The sequence below is a fragment of the Stutzerimonas degradans genome (assembly GCF_024448505.1).
Classification (GTDB): domain Bacteria; phylum Pseudomonadota; class Gammaproteobacteria; order Pseudomonadales; family Pseudomonadaceae; genus Stutzerimonas; species Stutzerimonas degradans.
In genome coordinates this window covers 45,471-60,965 of record NZ_JAMOHV010000005.1, presented here as the reverse complement: position 1 = coordinate 60,965, position 15,495 = coordinate 45,471, and the positions used below count along the sequence as shown (strand labels likewise).

Annotated in this window: 17 protein-coding genes and 1 tRNA gene; 5 read left to right on the top strand and 13 right to left on the bottom strand. The window is 63.4% G+C overall.

Annotation, left to right across the window (positions count from 1 at the left end; genetic code table 11):
* Positions 1 to 35: 35 nt before the first annotated feature.
* From sixA to NAV27_RS08955, 3 genes are read right to left on the bottom strand one after another with little or no spacing between them, the layout of a single operon-like run.
* Complete coding sequence (gene sixA / locus NAV27_RS08965) at positions 36 to 494, bottom strand: phosphohistidine phosphatase SixA (protein ID WP_102829303.1); 459 nt, start codon at positions 492 to 494, stop codon at positions 36 to 38.
* The gene (locus tag NAV27_RS08960) at positions 491 to 832 is read right to left on the bottom strand and encodes a DUF4389 domain-containing protein (RefSeq protein ID WP_102829304.1); all 342 of its coding nucleotides are present in this window, start codon (positions 830 to 832) and stop codon (positions 491 to 493) included. Before NAV27_RS08960 ends, sixA begins: the two co-directional genes overlap by 4 nt.
* Positions 833 to 850: 18 nt before the next feature.
* Positions 851 to 1,873 (bottom strand): NAD(P)H-dependent glycerol-3-phosphate dehydrogenase, encoded by a 1,023-nt coding sequence (locus NAV27_RS08955; protein ID WP_008570240.1) that lies wholly within the window; start codon positions 1,871 to 1,873, stop codon positions 851 to 853.
* Between the two features lie 383 nt (positions 1,874 to 2,256).
* On the opposite strand from NAV27_RS08955, the gene fabA reads away from it, so the two are divergent.
* Positions 2,257 to 2,772: a 3-hydroxyacyl-[acyl-carrier-protein] dehydratase FabA gene (fabA, locus tag NAV27_RS08950; protein WP_003285418.1), complete on the top strand. Its 516-nt coding sequence runs from the start codon at positions 2,257 to 2,259 to the stop codon at positions 2,770 to 2,772.
* Positions 2,773 to 2,783: 11 nt separating this feature from the next.
* Positions 2,784 to 4,001 carry a beta-ketoacyl-ACP synthase I gene (fabB, locus tag NAV27_RS08945; RefSeq protein WP_102829305.1) on the top strand — a complete coding sequence of 406 codons (1,218 nt, stop codon included), beginning with the start codon at positions 2,784 to 2,786 and terminating at the stop codon, positions 3,999 to 4,001.
* Between the two features lie 112 nt (positions 4,002 to 4,113).
* Here fabB and sstT read toward each other — a convergent pair whose 3' ends face one another.
* From sstT to NAV27_RS08925, 4 genes are all read right to left on the bottom strand, one after another.
* Entirely contained in the window at positions 4,114 to 5,358 is a 1,245-nt protein-coding gene (sstT, locus tag NAV27_RS08940) for a serine/threonine transporter SstT (RefSeq protein WP_102829306.1), read from the bottom strand.
* Positions 5,359 to 5,595: 237 nt separating this feature from the next.
* The gene (locus NAV27_RS08935; protein ID WP_102829307.1) at positions 5,596 to 7,215 is read right to left on the bottom strand and encodes a methyl-accepting chemotaxis protein; all 1,620 of its coding nucleotides are present in this window, start codon (positions 7,213 to 7,215) and stop codon (positions 5,596 to 5,598) included.
* 133 nt (positions 7,216 to 7,348) lie between these two features.
* Entirely contained in the window at positions 7,349 to 7,813 is a 465-nt protein-coding gene (locus NAV27_RS08930; RefSeq protein ID WP_102829308.1) for a DUF3859 domain-containing protein, read from the bottom strand.
* 50 nt (positions 7,814 to 7,863) lie between these two features.
* Positions 7,864 to 8,898, bottom strand: coding sequence for an amidohydrolase family protein (locus NAV27_RS08925; protein ID WP_102829309.1), 1,035 nt, complete (start codon positions 8,896 to 8,898; stop codon positions 7,864 to 7,866).
* A 240-nt stretch (positions 8,899 to 9,138) separates the two neighbouring features.
* On the opposite strand from NAV27_RS08925, the gene NAV27_RS08920 reads away from it, so the two are divergent.
* Both NAV27_RS08920 and NAV27_RS08915 read left to right on the top strand, forming a co-directional pair.
* Complete coding sequence (locus NAV27_RS08920) at positions 9,139 to 9,573, top strand: OsmC family protein (RefSeq protein ID WP_102829311.1); 435 nt, start codon at positions 9,139 to 9,141, stop codon at positions 9,571 to 9,573.
* A 92-nt stretch (positions 9,574 to 9,665) separates the two neighbouring features.
* Positions 9,666 to 10,040, top strand: a complete 375-nt coding sequence (locus NAV27_RS08915; protein WP_102829312.1) for a YgaP-like transmembrane domain — start codon at positions 9,666 to 9,668, stop codon at positions 10,038 to 10,040.
* A gap of 115 nt (positions 10,041 to 10,155) precedes the next feature.
* On the opposite strand, the gene NAV27_RS08910 is transcribed toward NAV27_RS08915, so the two are convergent.
* From NAV27_RS08910 to NAV27_RS08895, 4 genes are all read right to left on the bottom strand, one after another.
* A complete protein-coding gene (locus tag NAV27_RS08910) occupies positions 10,156 to 10,437 on the bottom strand; it encodes a hypothetical protein (RefSeq protein WP_043297142.1) in 282 nt (93 codons plus the stop codon).
* A gap of 137 nt (positions 10,438 to 10,574) precedes the next feature.
* Complete coding sequence (locus tag NAV27_RS08905) at positions 10,575 to 11,795, bottom strand: aspartate aminotransferase family protein (protein WP_102829313.1); 1,221 nt, start codon at positions 11,793 to 11,795, stop codon at positions 10,575 to 10,577.
* Positions 11,796 to 11,933: 138 nt separating this feature from the next.
* Positions 11,934 to 12,626, bottom strand: coding sequence for a crotonase/enoyl-CoA hydratase family protein (locus tag NAV27_RS08900; RefSeq protein WP_102829314.1), 693 nt, complete (start codon positions 12,624 to 12,626; stop codon positions 11,934 to 11,936).
* A 93-nt stretch (positions 12,627 to 12,719) separates the two neighbouring features.
* Positions 12,720 to 14,006, bottom strand: coding sequence for an HD-GYP domain-containing protein (locus tag NAV27_RS08895; RefSeq protein WP_102829315.1), 1,287 nt, complete (start codon positions 14,004 to 14,006; stop codon positions 12,720 to 12,722).
* Positions 14,007 to 14,221: 215 nt separating this feature from the next.
* Here NAV27_RS08895 and NAV27_RS08890 point away from each other — a divergent pair.
* Positions 14,222 to 14,311: transfer RNA gene (locus NAV27_RS08890), tRNA-Ser, on the top strand.
* A 70-nt stretch (positions 14,312 to 14,381) separates the two neighbouring features.
* Here the strand turns inward: NAV27_RS08890 and NAV27_RS08885 are convergent.
* Positions 14,382 to 14,705 (bottom strand): AzlD family protein, encoded by a 324-nt coding sequence (locus NAV27_RS08885; RefSeq protein ID WP_102829316.1) that lies wholly within the window; start codon positions 14,703 to 14,705, stop codon positions 14,382 to 14,384.
* Entirely contained in the window at positions 14,695 to 15,411 is a 717-nt protein-coding gene (locus tag NAV27_RS08880) for an AzlC family ABC transporter permease (protein WP_102829317.1), read from the bottom strand. Before NAV27_RS08880 ends, NAV27_RS08885 begins: the two co-directional genes overlap by 11 nt.
* Positions 15,412 to 15,495 lie beyond the last annotated feature (84 nt).

Sequence of the window (15,495 nt, the reverse complement as noted above, 5' to 3'; positions counted from 1 at the left end):
ACGTTTGCCGGCTGCCGGCAGGCTTGGTCCGACGCTCAGCGTGCGTGGCGCAGCGAGACCAGGCGCATCAGGCCGGCGGCCAGCGCTTCGCCTTCCAGTTCGGCGAGGCTGGAGGTCGCCATCGGCAACGACTCATCACGCTGGCCATGCACCAGCCAGCCACCGAGCGTACCGACGAAAGGCTGATGCGTCACCAGCAGCAGATGCTGTTCAGTGCGTCGGTCCAGATACAGCATGGCTTCGCGCAGGTCCGAATCGGGCGTCGCCCAGGGCACGGTCTCGAACGCACCGCTGAAACCCAACTCCTGACGAACGATTTCCGCCGTCTGCTGGGCGCGCTGATAGGGGCTTACCAGAATCGTCTGCAACGGCTGGTTGCGCAGATGCACGGCAATCGCCCGCACATCGAGCCGCCCCTGCTCGGTCAGATTGCGCTCGGCGTCCGTACGCGCCCGCGGCTCGGCCTCGCCGTGACGTAATAGCCAGAGTTTCATGGCGTTGGCTCTTGTGGCGTGGCGGGCGTCGACGGCGCCGTCGGCGCGCTCGGCAGGTCGGCGGCACGCGGTGCCGGCCAGTCCGACAATGGCCAGGGTTTTTGCTCGGTATTGAAGGTGCCGAAACGGCCGATTTGCGCGATGTACTGGCTCAGGCTGTCGCCAAACCTCTGCAGACTCGGATCCGGCTGGCCCTTGAGTACACGCAGGACCAGCTGCAGCAGCACGACGACCAGCAGCACCAGCTCGGCCAGCTGCCAGACGAGAAAGAACAGCAGCATCCAGACGATCCGCAGAATCAGCGACTCACGCTCGGCGCCGTGATTGGATTGGTTCATGGTTTTCTCTTGTCCTGTTCAGAAGCCGTCGGTGGAAATGAAGTCGATATCGGTCTTCGGCTCGCCACGCATCAGCGCGCCGATCACCTGATCGAGCGTACGCCCCTCGAAAAGCACCGCATGCAGCCCCGCGACCAGCGGCATATAGACCTGCATCTCCTCGGCCTTGGTCTTGAGCACCTTGATGGTGTTGACGCCCTCGGCGACTTCGCCCAGGCGCGACACCGCTTCCTCGAGACTCAGCCCCTCTCCCAGTGCATGGCCGACCTGGAAGTTGCGACTCTTGGGCGAGGTGCAGGTGACGATCAGGTCGCCGACCCCGGCCAGACCGAGAAAAGTCATCGGATTGGCGCCGAGCTTGACCGCGAAGCGCGTCATCTCGGCGAGTGCGCGGGTGATCAGCATGCTGCGGGTGTTCTCGCCCATGCCCAGCGCCGCCGCCATCCCCGCCATGATCGCGTAGACGTTCTTCAGCGCCCCACCCAGCTCGACGCCGAAGCGGTCGGCGCTGGCGTAGACGCGAAACGTGCGCCCATGCAGGACTGCCTGCACGTTGCGACATAGTGCCTCATCGGCGCTGGCCACCACGGTGGCGGTGAGCGCATGTTCGGCAACTTCGCGCGCCAGATTCGGCCCGGACAGCACACCGATGCGTGCCTGGGGTGCGATTTCTTCGAGGATCTGGCTCATCAGCTTGAAGCCGTGTGCCTCGATACCTTTGGTCGTGCTGACCAGCTGCTTGCCCGCCAACTGCGCGGAAAACGGCTGCAGCGCCTGGCGCAACGCGCTGGACGGCAGTGCGACGAAGATCAGTTCGCACGCATCCAGGGTCTGCGCCAGATCGGTGGTCGGCTGCACCTGCGGCAGGATGGTCACGCCCTTGAGATAGCGCGGGTTCTGCCGCTGACTGCGAATGCTCTCAGCCTGCTCGGGGTCGCGCATCCAGAGCCGGACATCGTGCCCGTTCTCCGCCAGCAGATTGGCGATCGCAGTACCGAAACTGCCGCCGCCGAGCACGGCGATGGGTTGCTTAGCTGTCATGTGGTTACCGTAATGAGCCATTCGCGATGGCAATAGCTGGACATTATACGTTGCACATCGCACGCAGCCACCGCCCAACCGGGCCAGGCGGTACTTCGCGGCGCGTTGGCGAGGTCACCGCATTCCTGCGCTGAACGTTGGTCTATGACACGAAGCCGCTGCAAAATCCTCGTGATGCGGCAAGGAGTGTTAAAGTAGCCCGCCATCTCCGTCCTCACTTTGCTGCAGCGGCGGGCTGGAGAACTGATGACCGACTGTCCACGCTGTGACTTTAGCCACAACGCGACAGTCTATGACTAGTCTTTATAACCAGGCTCCGCTTGCCGGCGCCGGTCAGTGAGCAGCGAAAAGCCCTGCATAGAAGGGCCCATTGAGGAATACGCATGACCAAACAACACGCCTTTACTCGGGAAGACCTGCTTCGTTGCAGCCGCGGCGAGCTCTTCGGTCCCGGTAATGCGCAACTGCCCGCACCGAACATGCTGATGGTCGATCGTATCGTTCACATCAGCGAAGTCGGCGGCAAGTATGGCAAGGGCGAGCTGGTCGCCGAACTGGATATCAACCCTGATCTCTGGTTCTTTGCCTGCCACTTCGAAGGCGATCCGGTCATGCCCGGTTGCCTGGGCCTGGACGCCATGTGGCAGCTGGTTGGCTTCTACCTCGGCTGGCAGGGTAACCCCGGTCGCGGCCGCGCTCTCGGCTCGGGCGAAGTGAAATTCTTCGGCCAGGTCCTGCCGACCGCCAAGAAGGTCACCTATAACATCCATATCAAGCGCACCATCAACCGCTCGCTGATCCTCGGCATCGCCGACGGTACTGTCAGCGTCGATGGCCGCGAGATCTACAGTGCCGAAGGTTTGCGCGTCGGCCTGTTCACTTCTACAGACAGCTTCTGAAGGACATCCGCATGCGTCGCGTCGTGATCACTGGCCTGGGTATCGTTTCCTGCCTGGGCAATGACAAAGAGACCGTCTCCGGCAACCTGCGCGCCGGTCGCCCCGGCATCCGCTTCAATCAGTCCTATGCAGACATGGGCCTGCGCAGCCAGGTTTCCGGCTCCGTCAATCTGAACCTCGAAGAGCTGATCGACCGCAAGGTCCTGCGCTTCATGGGCGACGCTGCCGCCTATGCCTACCTGGCCATGGAGCAGGCAGTGAAGGACGCAGGCTTCAGCCTCGATGACATTTCCAACCCGCGCATCGGCCTGGTGGCCGGTTCGGGTGGTGCGTCGACCATCAACCAGATGGAAGCCATCGATATCCTGCGCGACAAGGGCGTCAAGCGCATCGGCCCATACCGCGTGCCGCGCACCATGAGCAGCACCGTGTCGGCCTGCCTGGCCACACCGTTCCGCATCAAGGGCATCAACTACTCCATCGCCTCGGCCTGCGCCACCAGCGCGCACTGCATCGGCCACGCGATGGAGCAGATCCAGATGGGCAAGCAGGACGTGGTCTTCGCTGGCGGCGGTGAAGAAGAGCATTGGAGCCAGAGCTGCCTGTTCGACGCCATGGGTGCGCTGTCCAGCCAGTACAACGAGACCCCGGAAAAGGCCTCCCGCGCCTACGACGCCAAGCGTGACGGCTTCGTCATCGCCGGCGGTGGCGGCATGGTGGTGGTCGAGGAACTGGAGCACGCGCTCAAGCGCGGCGCACGCATCTATGCCGAGATCGTCGGCTACGGCGCGACCTCCGACGGCTACGACATGGTCGCACCGAGCGGCGAAGGCGCGCTGCGCTGCATGCAGCAGGCGATGTCCACCGTCGACGGCCCGATCGACTACCTCAACACCCACGGCACCTCCACTCCGGTGGGCGATGTTGCCGAGATCCGCGCCGTGCGCAACATGTTCGGCGACAAGATCCCGGCCATCAGCTCGACCAAGAGCCTGTCCGGCCACTCGCTGGGCGCCGCAGGCGTGCACGAAGCGATCTACTCGATGCTGATGATGGAAGGCAACTTCATTGCCGGCTCGGCCAACATCGACGAGCTGGACCCGGAAGTCACCGACATGCCGATCCTGCGCGAAACCCGCGAGAACGTGCAGCTCGACACCGTGATGAGCAATAGCTTCGGCTTTGGCGGCACCAACGCCACACTGGTGCTCAAGCGCTGGAAAGGCTGATTCGACCAGCGTCTGCAACACATGAAAACGCCCCGATCTTCGGGGCGTTTTCGTTTGTACGGCTATATCACCTCGCGTCGACGGAGCGCTCCGCCGACGCCGCGATGGCCGATCAGCTCAGCGGCTGGTCGTCCACTTCGATGCTGTCGTTGTGGGCAATGCAGGATGCCGCGGTGAACAGCACATCGGTTGAGGAATTCAACGCGGTCTCGGCGGAATCCTGCACCACGCCGATGATGAATCCGACTGCAACTACCTGCATCGCCAGGTCGTTGGAAATGCCGAACAGACCGCACGCCAGCGGAATCAGCAGCAGCGACCCTCCTGCCACACCCGACGCACCGCAGGCACAGACCGCGGCTAGCAGACTCAGCAGCACCGCCGTTGGCAGGTCGACCGGGATACCTAGCGTATGCACCGCAGCCAGTGTCAGCACGCTGATGGTGATCGCCGCGCCGCCCATGTTGATCGTCGCGCCCAGCGGAATCGAAACCGAGTAGGTGTCCTTGTGCAGGCCAAGGCGCTGGCAGAGCTGCAGGTTCACCGGGATGTTCGCCGCCGAGCTGCGCGTGAAGAAGGCCGTGATACCACTCTCGCGCAGGCAGGTGAGCACCAGCGGATACGGGTTGCGGCGAATCTGCCAGAACACGATCAGCGGATTGACCACCAGCGCGGTGAACAGCATGCCGCCAACCAACACCAGCAACAGCTGCATATAACTCAGCAGCGTCTCGAAACCGGAAGCAGCCAGCGTGTTGGCAACCAACCCGAACACCCCCAGCGGAGCCGTCCGGATCACCACCTTGACGATCAGCGAGACCGCACTCGACAGATCGTTGACCAGTTGGCGGGTACTCTCACCCGCATGGCGAAAGGCGAAGCCAAGACCGATAGCCCAAGCCAGGATGCCGATGTAGTTGCCTTCGATCAGCGCATTCACCGGATTGTCCACGACATTGAACAGCAGCGTGCGCAGCACGGCGCTCACTCCGGCTGGCGGCACCACGTCGGCGGCCTGGCGCACCAGCACCAGCTCGGTGGGAAACAGGAAGCTCGCGGTCACTCCGACCAAGGCCGCCGCCAGCGTACCGATCGCGTAGAGCATGATGATCGGACGAATATGCGTCGGCTGGCCGTGCTGGTGACTCGCAAGCGACGCGGTGACCAGGACAAACACCAGCACCGGCGCGACCGCCTTCAGCGCGGCCACGAACAGGTCGCCCAGCAGCCCCACCGACTGCGCCGCCGATGGCCACAATACGGCCAGCAGGCAGCCCAGCACGAGACCGACGACGATCTGAGCGACCAGACTGGTACGGTTGATGAATCGGAAGAAACGGGTTGGCAGGTCAGACATGATACTGCTCTCGAAATTGACGGGGCCGGACAGCCTGCACCGGCCCACCCCGCTCGCTGCGACTTGCGGGCCGAGAGCCGTTTGCCGCCCGGAAAGCGCCGGATACTACGCCGCTCGCGCGTGCAAGCCCAGCCTTGCCATCGCGTACCGACCCGGTGAAGCGTAGCAGTCTCCGGCCGGGTGTTCGTGGGAACACCCGGCCGGCACGGCACGAACGCCGCTCACGACACGGGATCTTCAGACACGGAAGCGCGTCACCAGCCCATTCAGATCGACCGCCAGGCGTGCCAGTTCCTGACTGGCGGCACTGGTCTGATTAGCGCCCGCGGACGTCTGCAGGGACAGGTCTCGAATATTGACCAGATTGCGATCCACCTCGCGTGCCACCTGCGCCTGCTCTTCCGAGGCGCTGGCGATTACCAGGTTGCGCTCGCTGATCTGACCGATCGCCTGGGCGATGGCGTCCAGTGCGGCGCCGGCGGCCTGTGCCACTTCCAGCGTAGTGCGGGCGCGCTGATTGCTAGCCTGCATCGCCTGTACGGCCTGGTCTGTACCCTGGGAAACATCGCCGATCATCTGCTCGATTTCCTGGGTCGACTGCTGCGTGCGGTGCGCCAGCGCGCGCACCTCGTCGGCAACCACGGCGAATCCGCGTCCTGCATCACCTGCCCGCGCCGCCTCGATGGCGGCGTTGAGCGCCAGCAGATTGGTCTGCTCGGCAATTGCACGGATCACATCCAATACCTTGCTGATCTCGCGCACACGCCCGGCCAGTTGCTCGACCACCGTGGCGGTATGGGTGACGTCGTTCGCCAGCAGGCCGATGGAGTCGACGGTTCGGATCACCTGCTGGCGCCCCTGCTGCGCCGTCTCGTCGGATTCGCGCGAGGCTTCGGACGTAGCCACGGCATTGCGCGCCACCTCGTCGACCGCGGTGGTCATCTCGTTGACAGCGGTGGCAGCCTGCTCGATCTCGGTGTTCTGCTGGTGCAGGCCACGGGTGGAGTCCTCGGTCACCACATTCAGCTCCTCAGCCGCCGAGGCAAGCTGGTTGGACGAATCGGAAATCCGCTGGATCGTCTCGCGCAGGCTGCCCTGCATCGCCTTCAGCGCTATCAGCAGCCGCGCCGGCTCGTCGCTGCCGGCGATCTCGATTGGCTGGGACAGATCGCCACCGGCAACGACTTCCGCAACCTTCACCGCCTCCCCGAGCGGTTGCACGATGCTGCGGGTGAAGAGCCAGGCCAGCAACCAGGTCAGCAGCCCCGCAACCACCAGCATCGCGACCATCCAGGCACGCGCCTGGGTGAAATAGTCTTGCGCATTTCTGGCAGAAAGCTGGGCCTGGGTGTCATTGAACCTCACCAACTCGCGCACCGCCTCGCTCATCGCCGAGGCTGTCTCGTTGAGCTGGGAGCCGACCACCTCTACCGCAGCTTCCAGCTGCCCGCTGCTCTCCAGTCTCTGCACCTCATCGAGTACGCCATCGAAACGCTGGCGCGCGTTCACGTAGCCGTCGAAGAGCGCCTTTTCCTCAGACATGAAAATGGTTTTCGCATAGGCATTTTCCAGCGGCTTCAGCTCGCTGCGGAATTTGCTGACGACCGCCCGGTTGGCCTCGAGGCGCGAGCGGTCGATCAACAGACGCAGCGTGTGGATGCGGATGCGCAGCGTATGCTGATTGAGCTCACCCAGTGCGGTGATGCTCGGCAGCCACTGATTGCTGACCTTCGCCGCCTCATCGCGAATCATGGTCATCTGCCGCAGGGCGAAGACGCCCAGCAGCAGCACGATTAGCCCGATCAGGCCGAACCCCAGGGCCGAGCGCCTGGAGATATTCATATTGCGGATAAACATGGGACGTCCTCGCTCCATGACGAATGTTTCTGGCAGGCAGACTGCCAACTCGGTCACATTATCGGAGCGACTGTTACGAACCTTGAATAATTGACGTCAAGAAACCAACATTTTGCGACCAAAGGTCGAGTGGTCAACGCACGTCGAAACGCTGCTCCACGAGCTTGCGATCACCCTGGAACACCATGAAATGCCATTCGCCGCGCACCAGCTCGTGGTGTTCGGTGAATTCGAACGCCATCACGTCATCTGCCGCCCCCGGAACCAGCGCCTGCACTACTTCCAGCTTGTCGTGGCGCTCGCCGTCCGGGGTAACCAGGCCCGGCGTGAAATAGAGCAGCGTCAGCGGCGTATCGCCTTCGCGTTTGCCGGCCAGGCTGTAGCGCAAGCCGAACTTGGTGCCCAGCTTCGCCGGCACAACGGTGGTGCGCTCGATCGGCTGCTTGCCGGTGCGCAGGATGCGCTGCCCGGCCTCCAGCTCGCTCTGCGGGCTTTCGAAAACACCGTATTCGACATCGCCGTCCAGGCGCACCTCAGCCACGGCGCTACCGCCAAACAGCAAAGCGGCACTCAGGCAGATCACAGATTTCAGTCGCATATCCAGCCTCTGATTCGTATGGAGAGGCTGGAGAATATGACGCGATCATTTCAGCGACGTGACACGCCCTCGTCGCCTGCGCCGGTGCGCGGCAGCAGCGCGAGGAAATTGTCCCGCGCCACCCGGCGCGCGGTCTTCTCCTTCAACGCATCGAGAAACGGCGCGAATGCCGCCATCCCCGCTCCCAGGTTGTCGAAGTGCCCGACCACATCCGAGCCCAGCACGAAGCGCGTCGGGTGCCGTTCGACCAGCGCCACCCATTGCGCGTCAGGCTTGCCGTCGCCATCGAGCAGATAGGGTTCGAGCATCGTCCAGGACAGATCGATGTAGAGATTGGGATAGTCGTCGAGCAGCCGCTTCACCGTCGGCAGGAGAAACTCCAGTTTCTCCTGATGCCGATGCAGCTCCATGCTGGTGCCGGCATGCGCCCAGATGAAGCGCGTATGCGGATGGTTGCGCAACGGCTCTTCCAGCTCCTGCAGGTAGAGCGGATTGCGCTCGCGCTTGGAGGTGATGTTGGAATGCAGCAGCACCGGCAGATCAAACTCGGCCGCAAGGTGATAGACCCGCGCCAGCGCCTCGTTGTTGGCGCGCGGCGTGTCGCCCTCGGTCAGCGCGGTGACGTCATCGTGACGGGTGAATATTTCGCCGATGCCCTGCCAGATGCCCGGATGCAGCTCGAGCATGCGGCGGATATGCGCATCGGCATTCTTGTCGTTTGGATTGAACCCCGAAAGGAATGGATGAAAACGCTTGCGCTGCGCGGGATCCAGCTCCTCCAGCGCCGCAGCGACCAGCACGTCGGTCGCGCTGTACCAGTACACCGGCGCGTCGTCACCGGCGTAATAGCGCGGACGCTTCGGTTCGTTCTCGTGCCACTTCTTCGCCACCGGAATGCCGCTGATCATCACGTGATCGATGCCTCCCGCGTCCATCGCCGCGAGCAGTTTGGGCATGCCATCGCTCTCCTGGAAGAAGTCGACGTAGTGCAGATGGGCATCGCTGTAGCGATAGTCACGCGCCTGCGCGGTGCAGGCCAGGCCGAATAGGCAGCAGGTGATGAAGCAGAAACGTACGATCAACAACTCAGGTCCTCCAGGCAACCAGCCTGGTAGACCATGACGCCTGCCGACCGTTCGGCTTGGCGAGCGGCTTCACCGGGCCTCGCAAGCCGACCACGAACGAGAATACAGCTGCACCGAATACCCCCACCAGTATTTGATCGATATCAAACGCACCAGCGTTCGCCCTCGCTAGGATCAGCGAATCGCTGCGCGGCAATGGTGTTGCCAGCATTCGCAACCTCGCTCCGAAGGAATCCAAGCATGGCCATGAAAACAATCAGTGCACGCGGACAGATGCAGGCTGGCATGAGCATCGAAGTGGAATGCGGACATCATCGTCTGGTGATGGACCAGCCCAAGCATGCCGCCGGACAGGACCTCGGGCCGACGCCACTGGAAGCCATCCTCGCTGCCGTCGCCGGTTGCTTCGGCACCATTGGCCGCTTCGTCGCCCATCAGCAGAAGATCGAACTGCGCGGCATGCGTTTCGAACTCGAGGCCGACTACGATCCGGCCGGACTGCTCGGCCGCGATCCCGATGTACGTCCGGGCTTCCAGGAGCTACGCGTGAAGGTCGACATCGACGCCGACCTGAGCCGGGCAGAAAAGCAGGCTCTGCTCGAACTGATCGAACGGCGTTGCCCGGTAGCCGACAACCTGGCGCATGGCACCCGCCTGGTCAGCCAGTTGCTCTAGGCGAACGTCGTTTGTGAGTCCGTCGGTCCAGTACCGCGAACGGCGCGCATCGGTTCGAGTCAGTCATTGAGAACGTCCTCGGAGCTTTCACCATGAACTCAACCTCCTCGAACCGATCCAGCCAAAACGTGCACGGCTGGGAGCGCGCCGCCTCGCTCGCCGGCGGCCTTTACCTGCTCGGCAAGGGCCTGCGCCGCGGCGGGCTGGGTGGCCTGTTGCAGCTGGCCATGGGCGGCATGGCGCTGACGCGCGGCATAACCGGGCACTGCGAAGCCAAGCGCATCTTCAACGAGATCGATGAACAGGCCGGTATGGCCGAAGGAACATCCCGCTATCTGCCGCTGGAGCCGAGCGAATCCGATCGCCAGCGCCTGCGCAGCAATGCCCGGGCGGCCACGGCGACCGCGACGGTAACCGGCAATACGGGACTGGAAACGCCGGCAGGCGGTTCAACCGGCCTCGGCTAGATCGCGAGACCACGCATGCATACCGCCCGGCGCTGTCGATACGCCTGGCCTGCTGCCGCGTCAGCCACTTCCTTGCGAAGTGGCTTTAGTTACGCGGCGCACGCAGGCATGCGGGTCAGTGATTGCAGTCAGGACCGTGGACGTGCCCTTCGTCACCTTCCTCGATCGGCTCCATCTCCAGCTCCAGGCTGACCAGATTGGTCGCCAGCGGACGCAGCAGCAGATTGGCGTACTCGGTATCGCCCTCCTCCACGTCCACCCCGATCATTAGCTGGTTGTTGCCGACCTGTTGAATCCACACCTCACGGCCTTGCCAGATCACCGCAAAGCGGGTGCAGGATGTTTCCAGCTGGGTTCCGTCGACATCTTCCAGAACCAGTCGCAGGCTATCGCTCATTTGCAAATACTCTCGTTCGTTGAAAAAAATCGCCGGCATCGCTGCCGGCGTTCAGCTGATGACGGCAGGCCCCGATCCAGCGGACCGGCAGTGAAAAGCGCCAGGCGCCTTGCACGCTGCCTGCATCCAGAAATCGTTCAGGCCTGGACCAGCGCGGCGATCGCGCGCTCGAACCGCTCCAGCCCTTCGTCGATATCGGCATCCTCGATCACCAGGCTCGGCGCCAGGCGCACCACGTCCGGGCCGGCCTGCAGCACCATCAGGGCCTGCTTTTCCGCCGCCGCACAGAAGGCTCCCGCCTTGCCCTTCCACGCCTCGCTCAATACGCAGCCGATCAGCAGACCGCGGCCACGCACCTGGCTGAACACACCATAGCGCTCGCCGAGCTGCAGCAGCCGGGCCTTGAAGCGCTCGTGCCGCGCTTGGACCCCGTCGAGCACTTCTGGCGTGTTGACGATGTCCACCACCGTCTCCGCCACGGCGCAGGCCAGCGGATTGCCGCCATAGGTGGTGCCGTGGGTGCCGACGCTCAGGTGCGCTGCCGCCTCGTTGGTGGTCAGCATGACGCCGATGGGGAAGCCGCCGCCCAGGCTTTTGGCATTGGTCAGCACATCCGGCGTGACGCCGTAGTGCATGTAGTCGAACAGTTTGCCGGTGCGGCCCATGCCGGTCTGCACTTCGTCGAAGATCAGCAGCGCGTTGTGCTCGTCGCACAGCTGGCGCGCGCCTTCCAGATAGGCCTGCTCGGCCGGCAGAATGCCGCTCTCGCCCTGGATCGGCTCCAGCACCACGGCGCAGGTCTTGTCGGAAATCGCTGCCTTCAGCGCCGCGAGGTCGTTGTAGGGCACGTGGGTGATGCCCTCGATCTTCGGTCCGAAGCCATCGGAGTATTTCGCCTGGCCGCCCACGGTGACGGTGAACAGCGTCCGTCCGTGGAAACTGTTGACTGCCGAGATGATCTCGAACTTCTGCGGACCGTGAACATCATGAGCGTAGCGGCGCGCCAGCTTGAACGCGGCCTCGTTCGCCTCGGCGCCGGAATTGCAGAAGAACGCGCGGTCGGCGAAGGTCGCAGCGACCAGCTTCTTGGCCAGGCGCAGCGCCGGTTCGTTGGTATAGATGTTGGAGACATGCCAGAGCTTGCCGGCTTGCTCGGTCAGCGCCGCCACCAGGGCCGGATGCGCATGGCCCAGCGCGTTGACCGCGATGCCGCCGGCGAAGTCCACCAGTTCTCGACCGTTCTGATCCCACACTCGCGAACCCAGACCGCGGACCGGCACGAAGGCCGCGGGGGCGAAGGTGGGAACAATGACCTGGTCGAAATCGGCGCGTTCTACCGGGGTATGCGGGGCGGACATCGGGGCTCTCCTGCGAGGCGACACGGATAGGAAATGAAAACGCCCCGCCAGCGGCGGGGCGTTACAGGCGCAGTGTAAACGCAGGATCACCGTGATTGCGCGGTCGCGAGAAAATTTCTCGCGCCGCAACGCAGCCGCTTACAAGGCGAAATGCTGCTGGTCCAGCTCGATTGCCTGATCGAGCGCTTCGAGCAGCGCCTCGCGGACCTTCAGCTTGGTATTGCGGTGCGCAACCATGTTGATCTTCTTCAGTTGCAACGCTGCCGCCTTGGCCACCGCCATGACTTCACCCACCGGCACCACACGGTCGAGGAAGCCGGCCTGCAAGGCGCCCAGCGGGTCGAACAGCTCACCGTTGATCACCGAGCGCTGGAATGCCGCCTTGTCCAGCCGATCGCGCGCCAGTTCGATACCGGCATGGTGCATCGTCATACCGATCTGCACTTCGTTGAGCCCGATATTGAAGGCCCCCTCGGCGCCGATACGGTAATCGGCCGCCAGCAGCAGAAACGCCCCCTTGGCGATGGCATGCCCCGGACAGGCGACGATGATCGGGAACGGGTGAGCCAGCATCCGGCGGGTGAAGCGCGATCCGGTGGCGACCAACGCCATCGCATTCTGCGGCCCGGAAGTCATCACCTTGAGGTCGTAGCCGCCGGAAAGGATGCCCGGCTGCCCGGTCAGAATCACCACGGCGCGATCCTGCTCGGCGCGGTCCAGTGCAGCATTCAGCTCATCGAACATGGCGGGAGACAGCGCGTTGACCTTGCCGTTGGCGAGGGTCAGCGTCGCGATGCCGTCTTCGATCTGGTACGAAATCAGCTCACTCATGGCGAATTCCTTGTTCTTGAAGTGCGCAGACGTTACCCACCGCCACCGCCCCGGTAAAGCGCCAAGACTGACCGAACGGTCACCAATCTGCTGCTATCCGACCTCAAGTTCGGCTAGCGATTCGGGATGCAAGATGGCTTGCACCTGTGCATCGGCGATGAACACACCGTACGCGCCGTCGGCCAGGCCATTGCCGATCCGGTAAGGCGTGCCCTCGGCATCCACGGTGATGCGCGCCAGGTCCAGGTAGCGCGGCGCGCAGGGATTCTTCTGCGCATCACGCAGCACCACCACCTTCGGCCGCAGCTGCAGTTGCACGTGCCGCTCCAGCACCAGCGCGACCTCGCCGGTGTGCAGCTCCACCAGCGAGCCGACCGGAAAAACCCCCAGCCAGCGAATGAATTCATCCACCAGACGGTCATCGAAATGCCGATCGCTGCCGCCGCGCAGCACATCGTAGGCGGCCTGGATCGGCCGGGCGTGGTCATAGACCCGGTGGCTGGTAATCGCATCGAAGGTGTCGACGATGGTCACCACGCGCGTGATGAAAGGGATCTGATTGCGATCGAGCCCCTGCGGGTAGCCACCGCCATCCAGTCGCTCGTGGTGACCGTGAGCCGCCTGCAAGGCCGCCCCCGGAATGTCCGATTGGGCGCACAGTGCCTGATAGCCGAACGACGGGTGCTGCTTGATGTGCTCGAACTCCTCGGCCGTGAGCTTCCCCGGCTTGTTCAGCACCTGCGGATCGATCTTCATCTTGCCGACATCGTGCAGCAGCCCGGCCATGCCGAGCAGCTCGATCCTGGCATCCGGCAGCCCGAGGTGCTTGCCGAATCCCATCGCCAGAATGGACACCGACAGGCAATGCAGGCTGGTGTACAAATCCTGCGTCTTCAAGCGCGTCAGCCAGAGCATCGCACTCTCGTTGCGCAGCATGCTTTCCAGGTTGCGCCGGACTACCGCATGGCAGGCCTTGGTGTCGATCGGACGCCCCAGCTGCACGCTGGCCAGTACCTGATCGATCAGTTGCGCACCCGCATGGAAGGCCTCGTGAGCGCGCTCGACCTCCTGCGAAAGCGGCGTGCTCGCTGCGCTGCGCTGCACTCGCCCGGGCGCAGTGGATAGCCCGCCCCGGCCACCATTATCCAGCGGCACGTAGCGGGTATCGTCGACATAGACATGCTCGCAGCGCTCACGCAACAGGCGAAGCTGTTCGACGTCACGCAGGGCAAAGCCCTGGAACAGGAAATCCGTCTCGCGCCACGGGCGATCAAGCTCGCAGACATACATGCCCAACTCCAGCTGGCCGACCGGCAGCTGCCGCCGGGTGGGCACATGGACGGCATCGCGATGCCTGCGCTTGTTCTCGAAAAACTTCACCTGACCACTCCTGACTCCCCCGCATCCCACCCCTGACATAGCTGAAACGCAGCGAGGGCGACAGTAAACCAGACGGCCGGCACCGCTCCATGGCAACTTTCCCGACACCGAAGCTGCTGCTTAAACACATGAAAAAACTGAAAAAAGTTTTTGCCATCTGAATACTGTTCGGCTAAATTAGCGCGCCTCGACGGACAGCATGCCCGTCGAGATCCGGTGAGGTGTCCGAGCGGTTGAAGGAGCACGCCTGGAAAGTGTGTATACGAGAAATCGTATCGAGGGTTCGAATCCCTCCCTCACCGCCAGACCATAAAGCTAAAGCCCTGAAAAATAAGATTTTTCGGGGCTTTTTGCTTTTTACCCTCGCTACCGGCGCTAAATCGCGCCATTTCCGAACTGTCGGACCAGCGCCGCGACCAGAATGCCGACGGCGATCGCTGGCAGCGGTTTCTTCACCACCAGCATGACTGCCGCGGTCGCGAGCAAGGCCAGCCGTGCGCCGAGATCACCTTCCAGCGCCAGCGGTGCCAGCAGCGCCACCAGCACCGAACCGGACATGGCGCTGATGAACCGCCGAACCCGCGCCCCCAACGGCACGAACGACATCACGTACACGCCGCCCCAGCGGGTCGCCAGGGTTACGCCGGCCATGACCAGTACCAGAAGCAGCGCGCCAAGCCCGGTGGTTTCAACGCTCATTGGTTTTCTCCGCCCACAACAGCCCGGCACCGCCGCCCGCCAGCGCCCCCACGACGACATGCGTGTTCTCGGGCAGGTACCGATAGGCCAGCAACGATGCGCACGCGGCGACGCTCCAGATCGCGAGGGTGCGCAGGTTCTTCTCGCCACCCACCACCATCGCCAGCAGGAAGCAGCCCATCACCATGTCCAGCCCCAGCTGTCTGGGCTCCTGGATGGCGCCACCGAACTGCACGCCCAACCAGGTACCCACTACCCAGAATGACCACAGCGCGATGCCGCCGCCCAGCAGCAAGCCGATACCGGGCTTGCCCCGGTTGAATGCCTGCAGCGACATCGCCCAGTTGGCATCGGACGCCACCAGCATCACCGCGTAGCGCTTGCCCGGTGGCAGCTGGCGCAGCCACGGATATAGCGTCGCGCCCATCAGCAAGTGGCGGGCATTGATCGCGAACACCGTGATCACCAGCGTGAACAGCGGCACCTGCGGGCCCCACAGTTCCAGCGTGGCGAACTGCGAAGCACCAGCGAACACCAGCGTGCTCATGGCGATGATGATCGAATCCGCCAGCCCCGCCTGCACCGCAGCGAGCCCGAAGGCTGCCCCGAACAAGGTGACGAATAACGCCAGCGGCACGAGCTGGCGGAAACCGGTCCAGACCATTCGCCGGTCGAACTCATGCAGATTGGTATCGGCTTCGAACATCACGCAATCTCCGGTTGCTCTGCGCTGGCGCTCAGAGGTGCCGATTACTATGCATTCGGAGATTTGGCAAGAGAACCGCATACT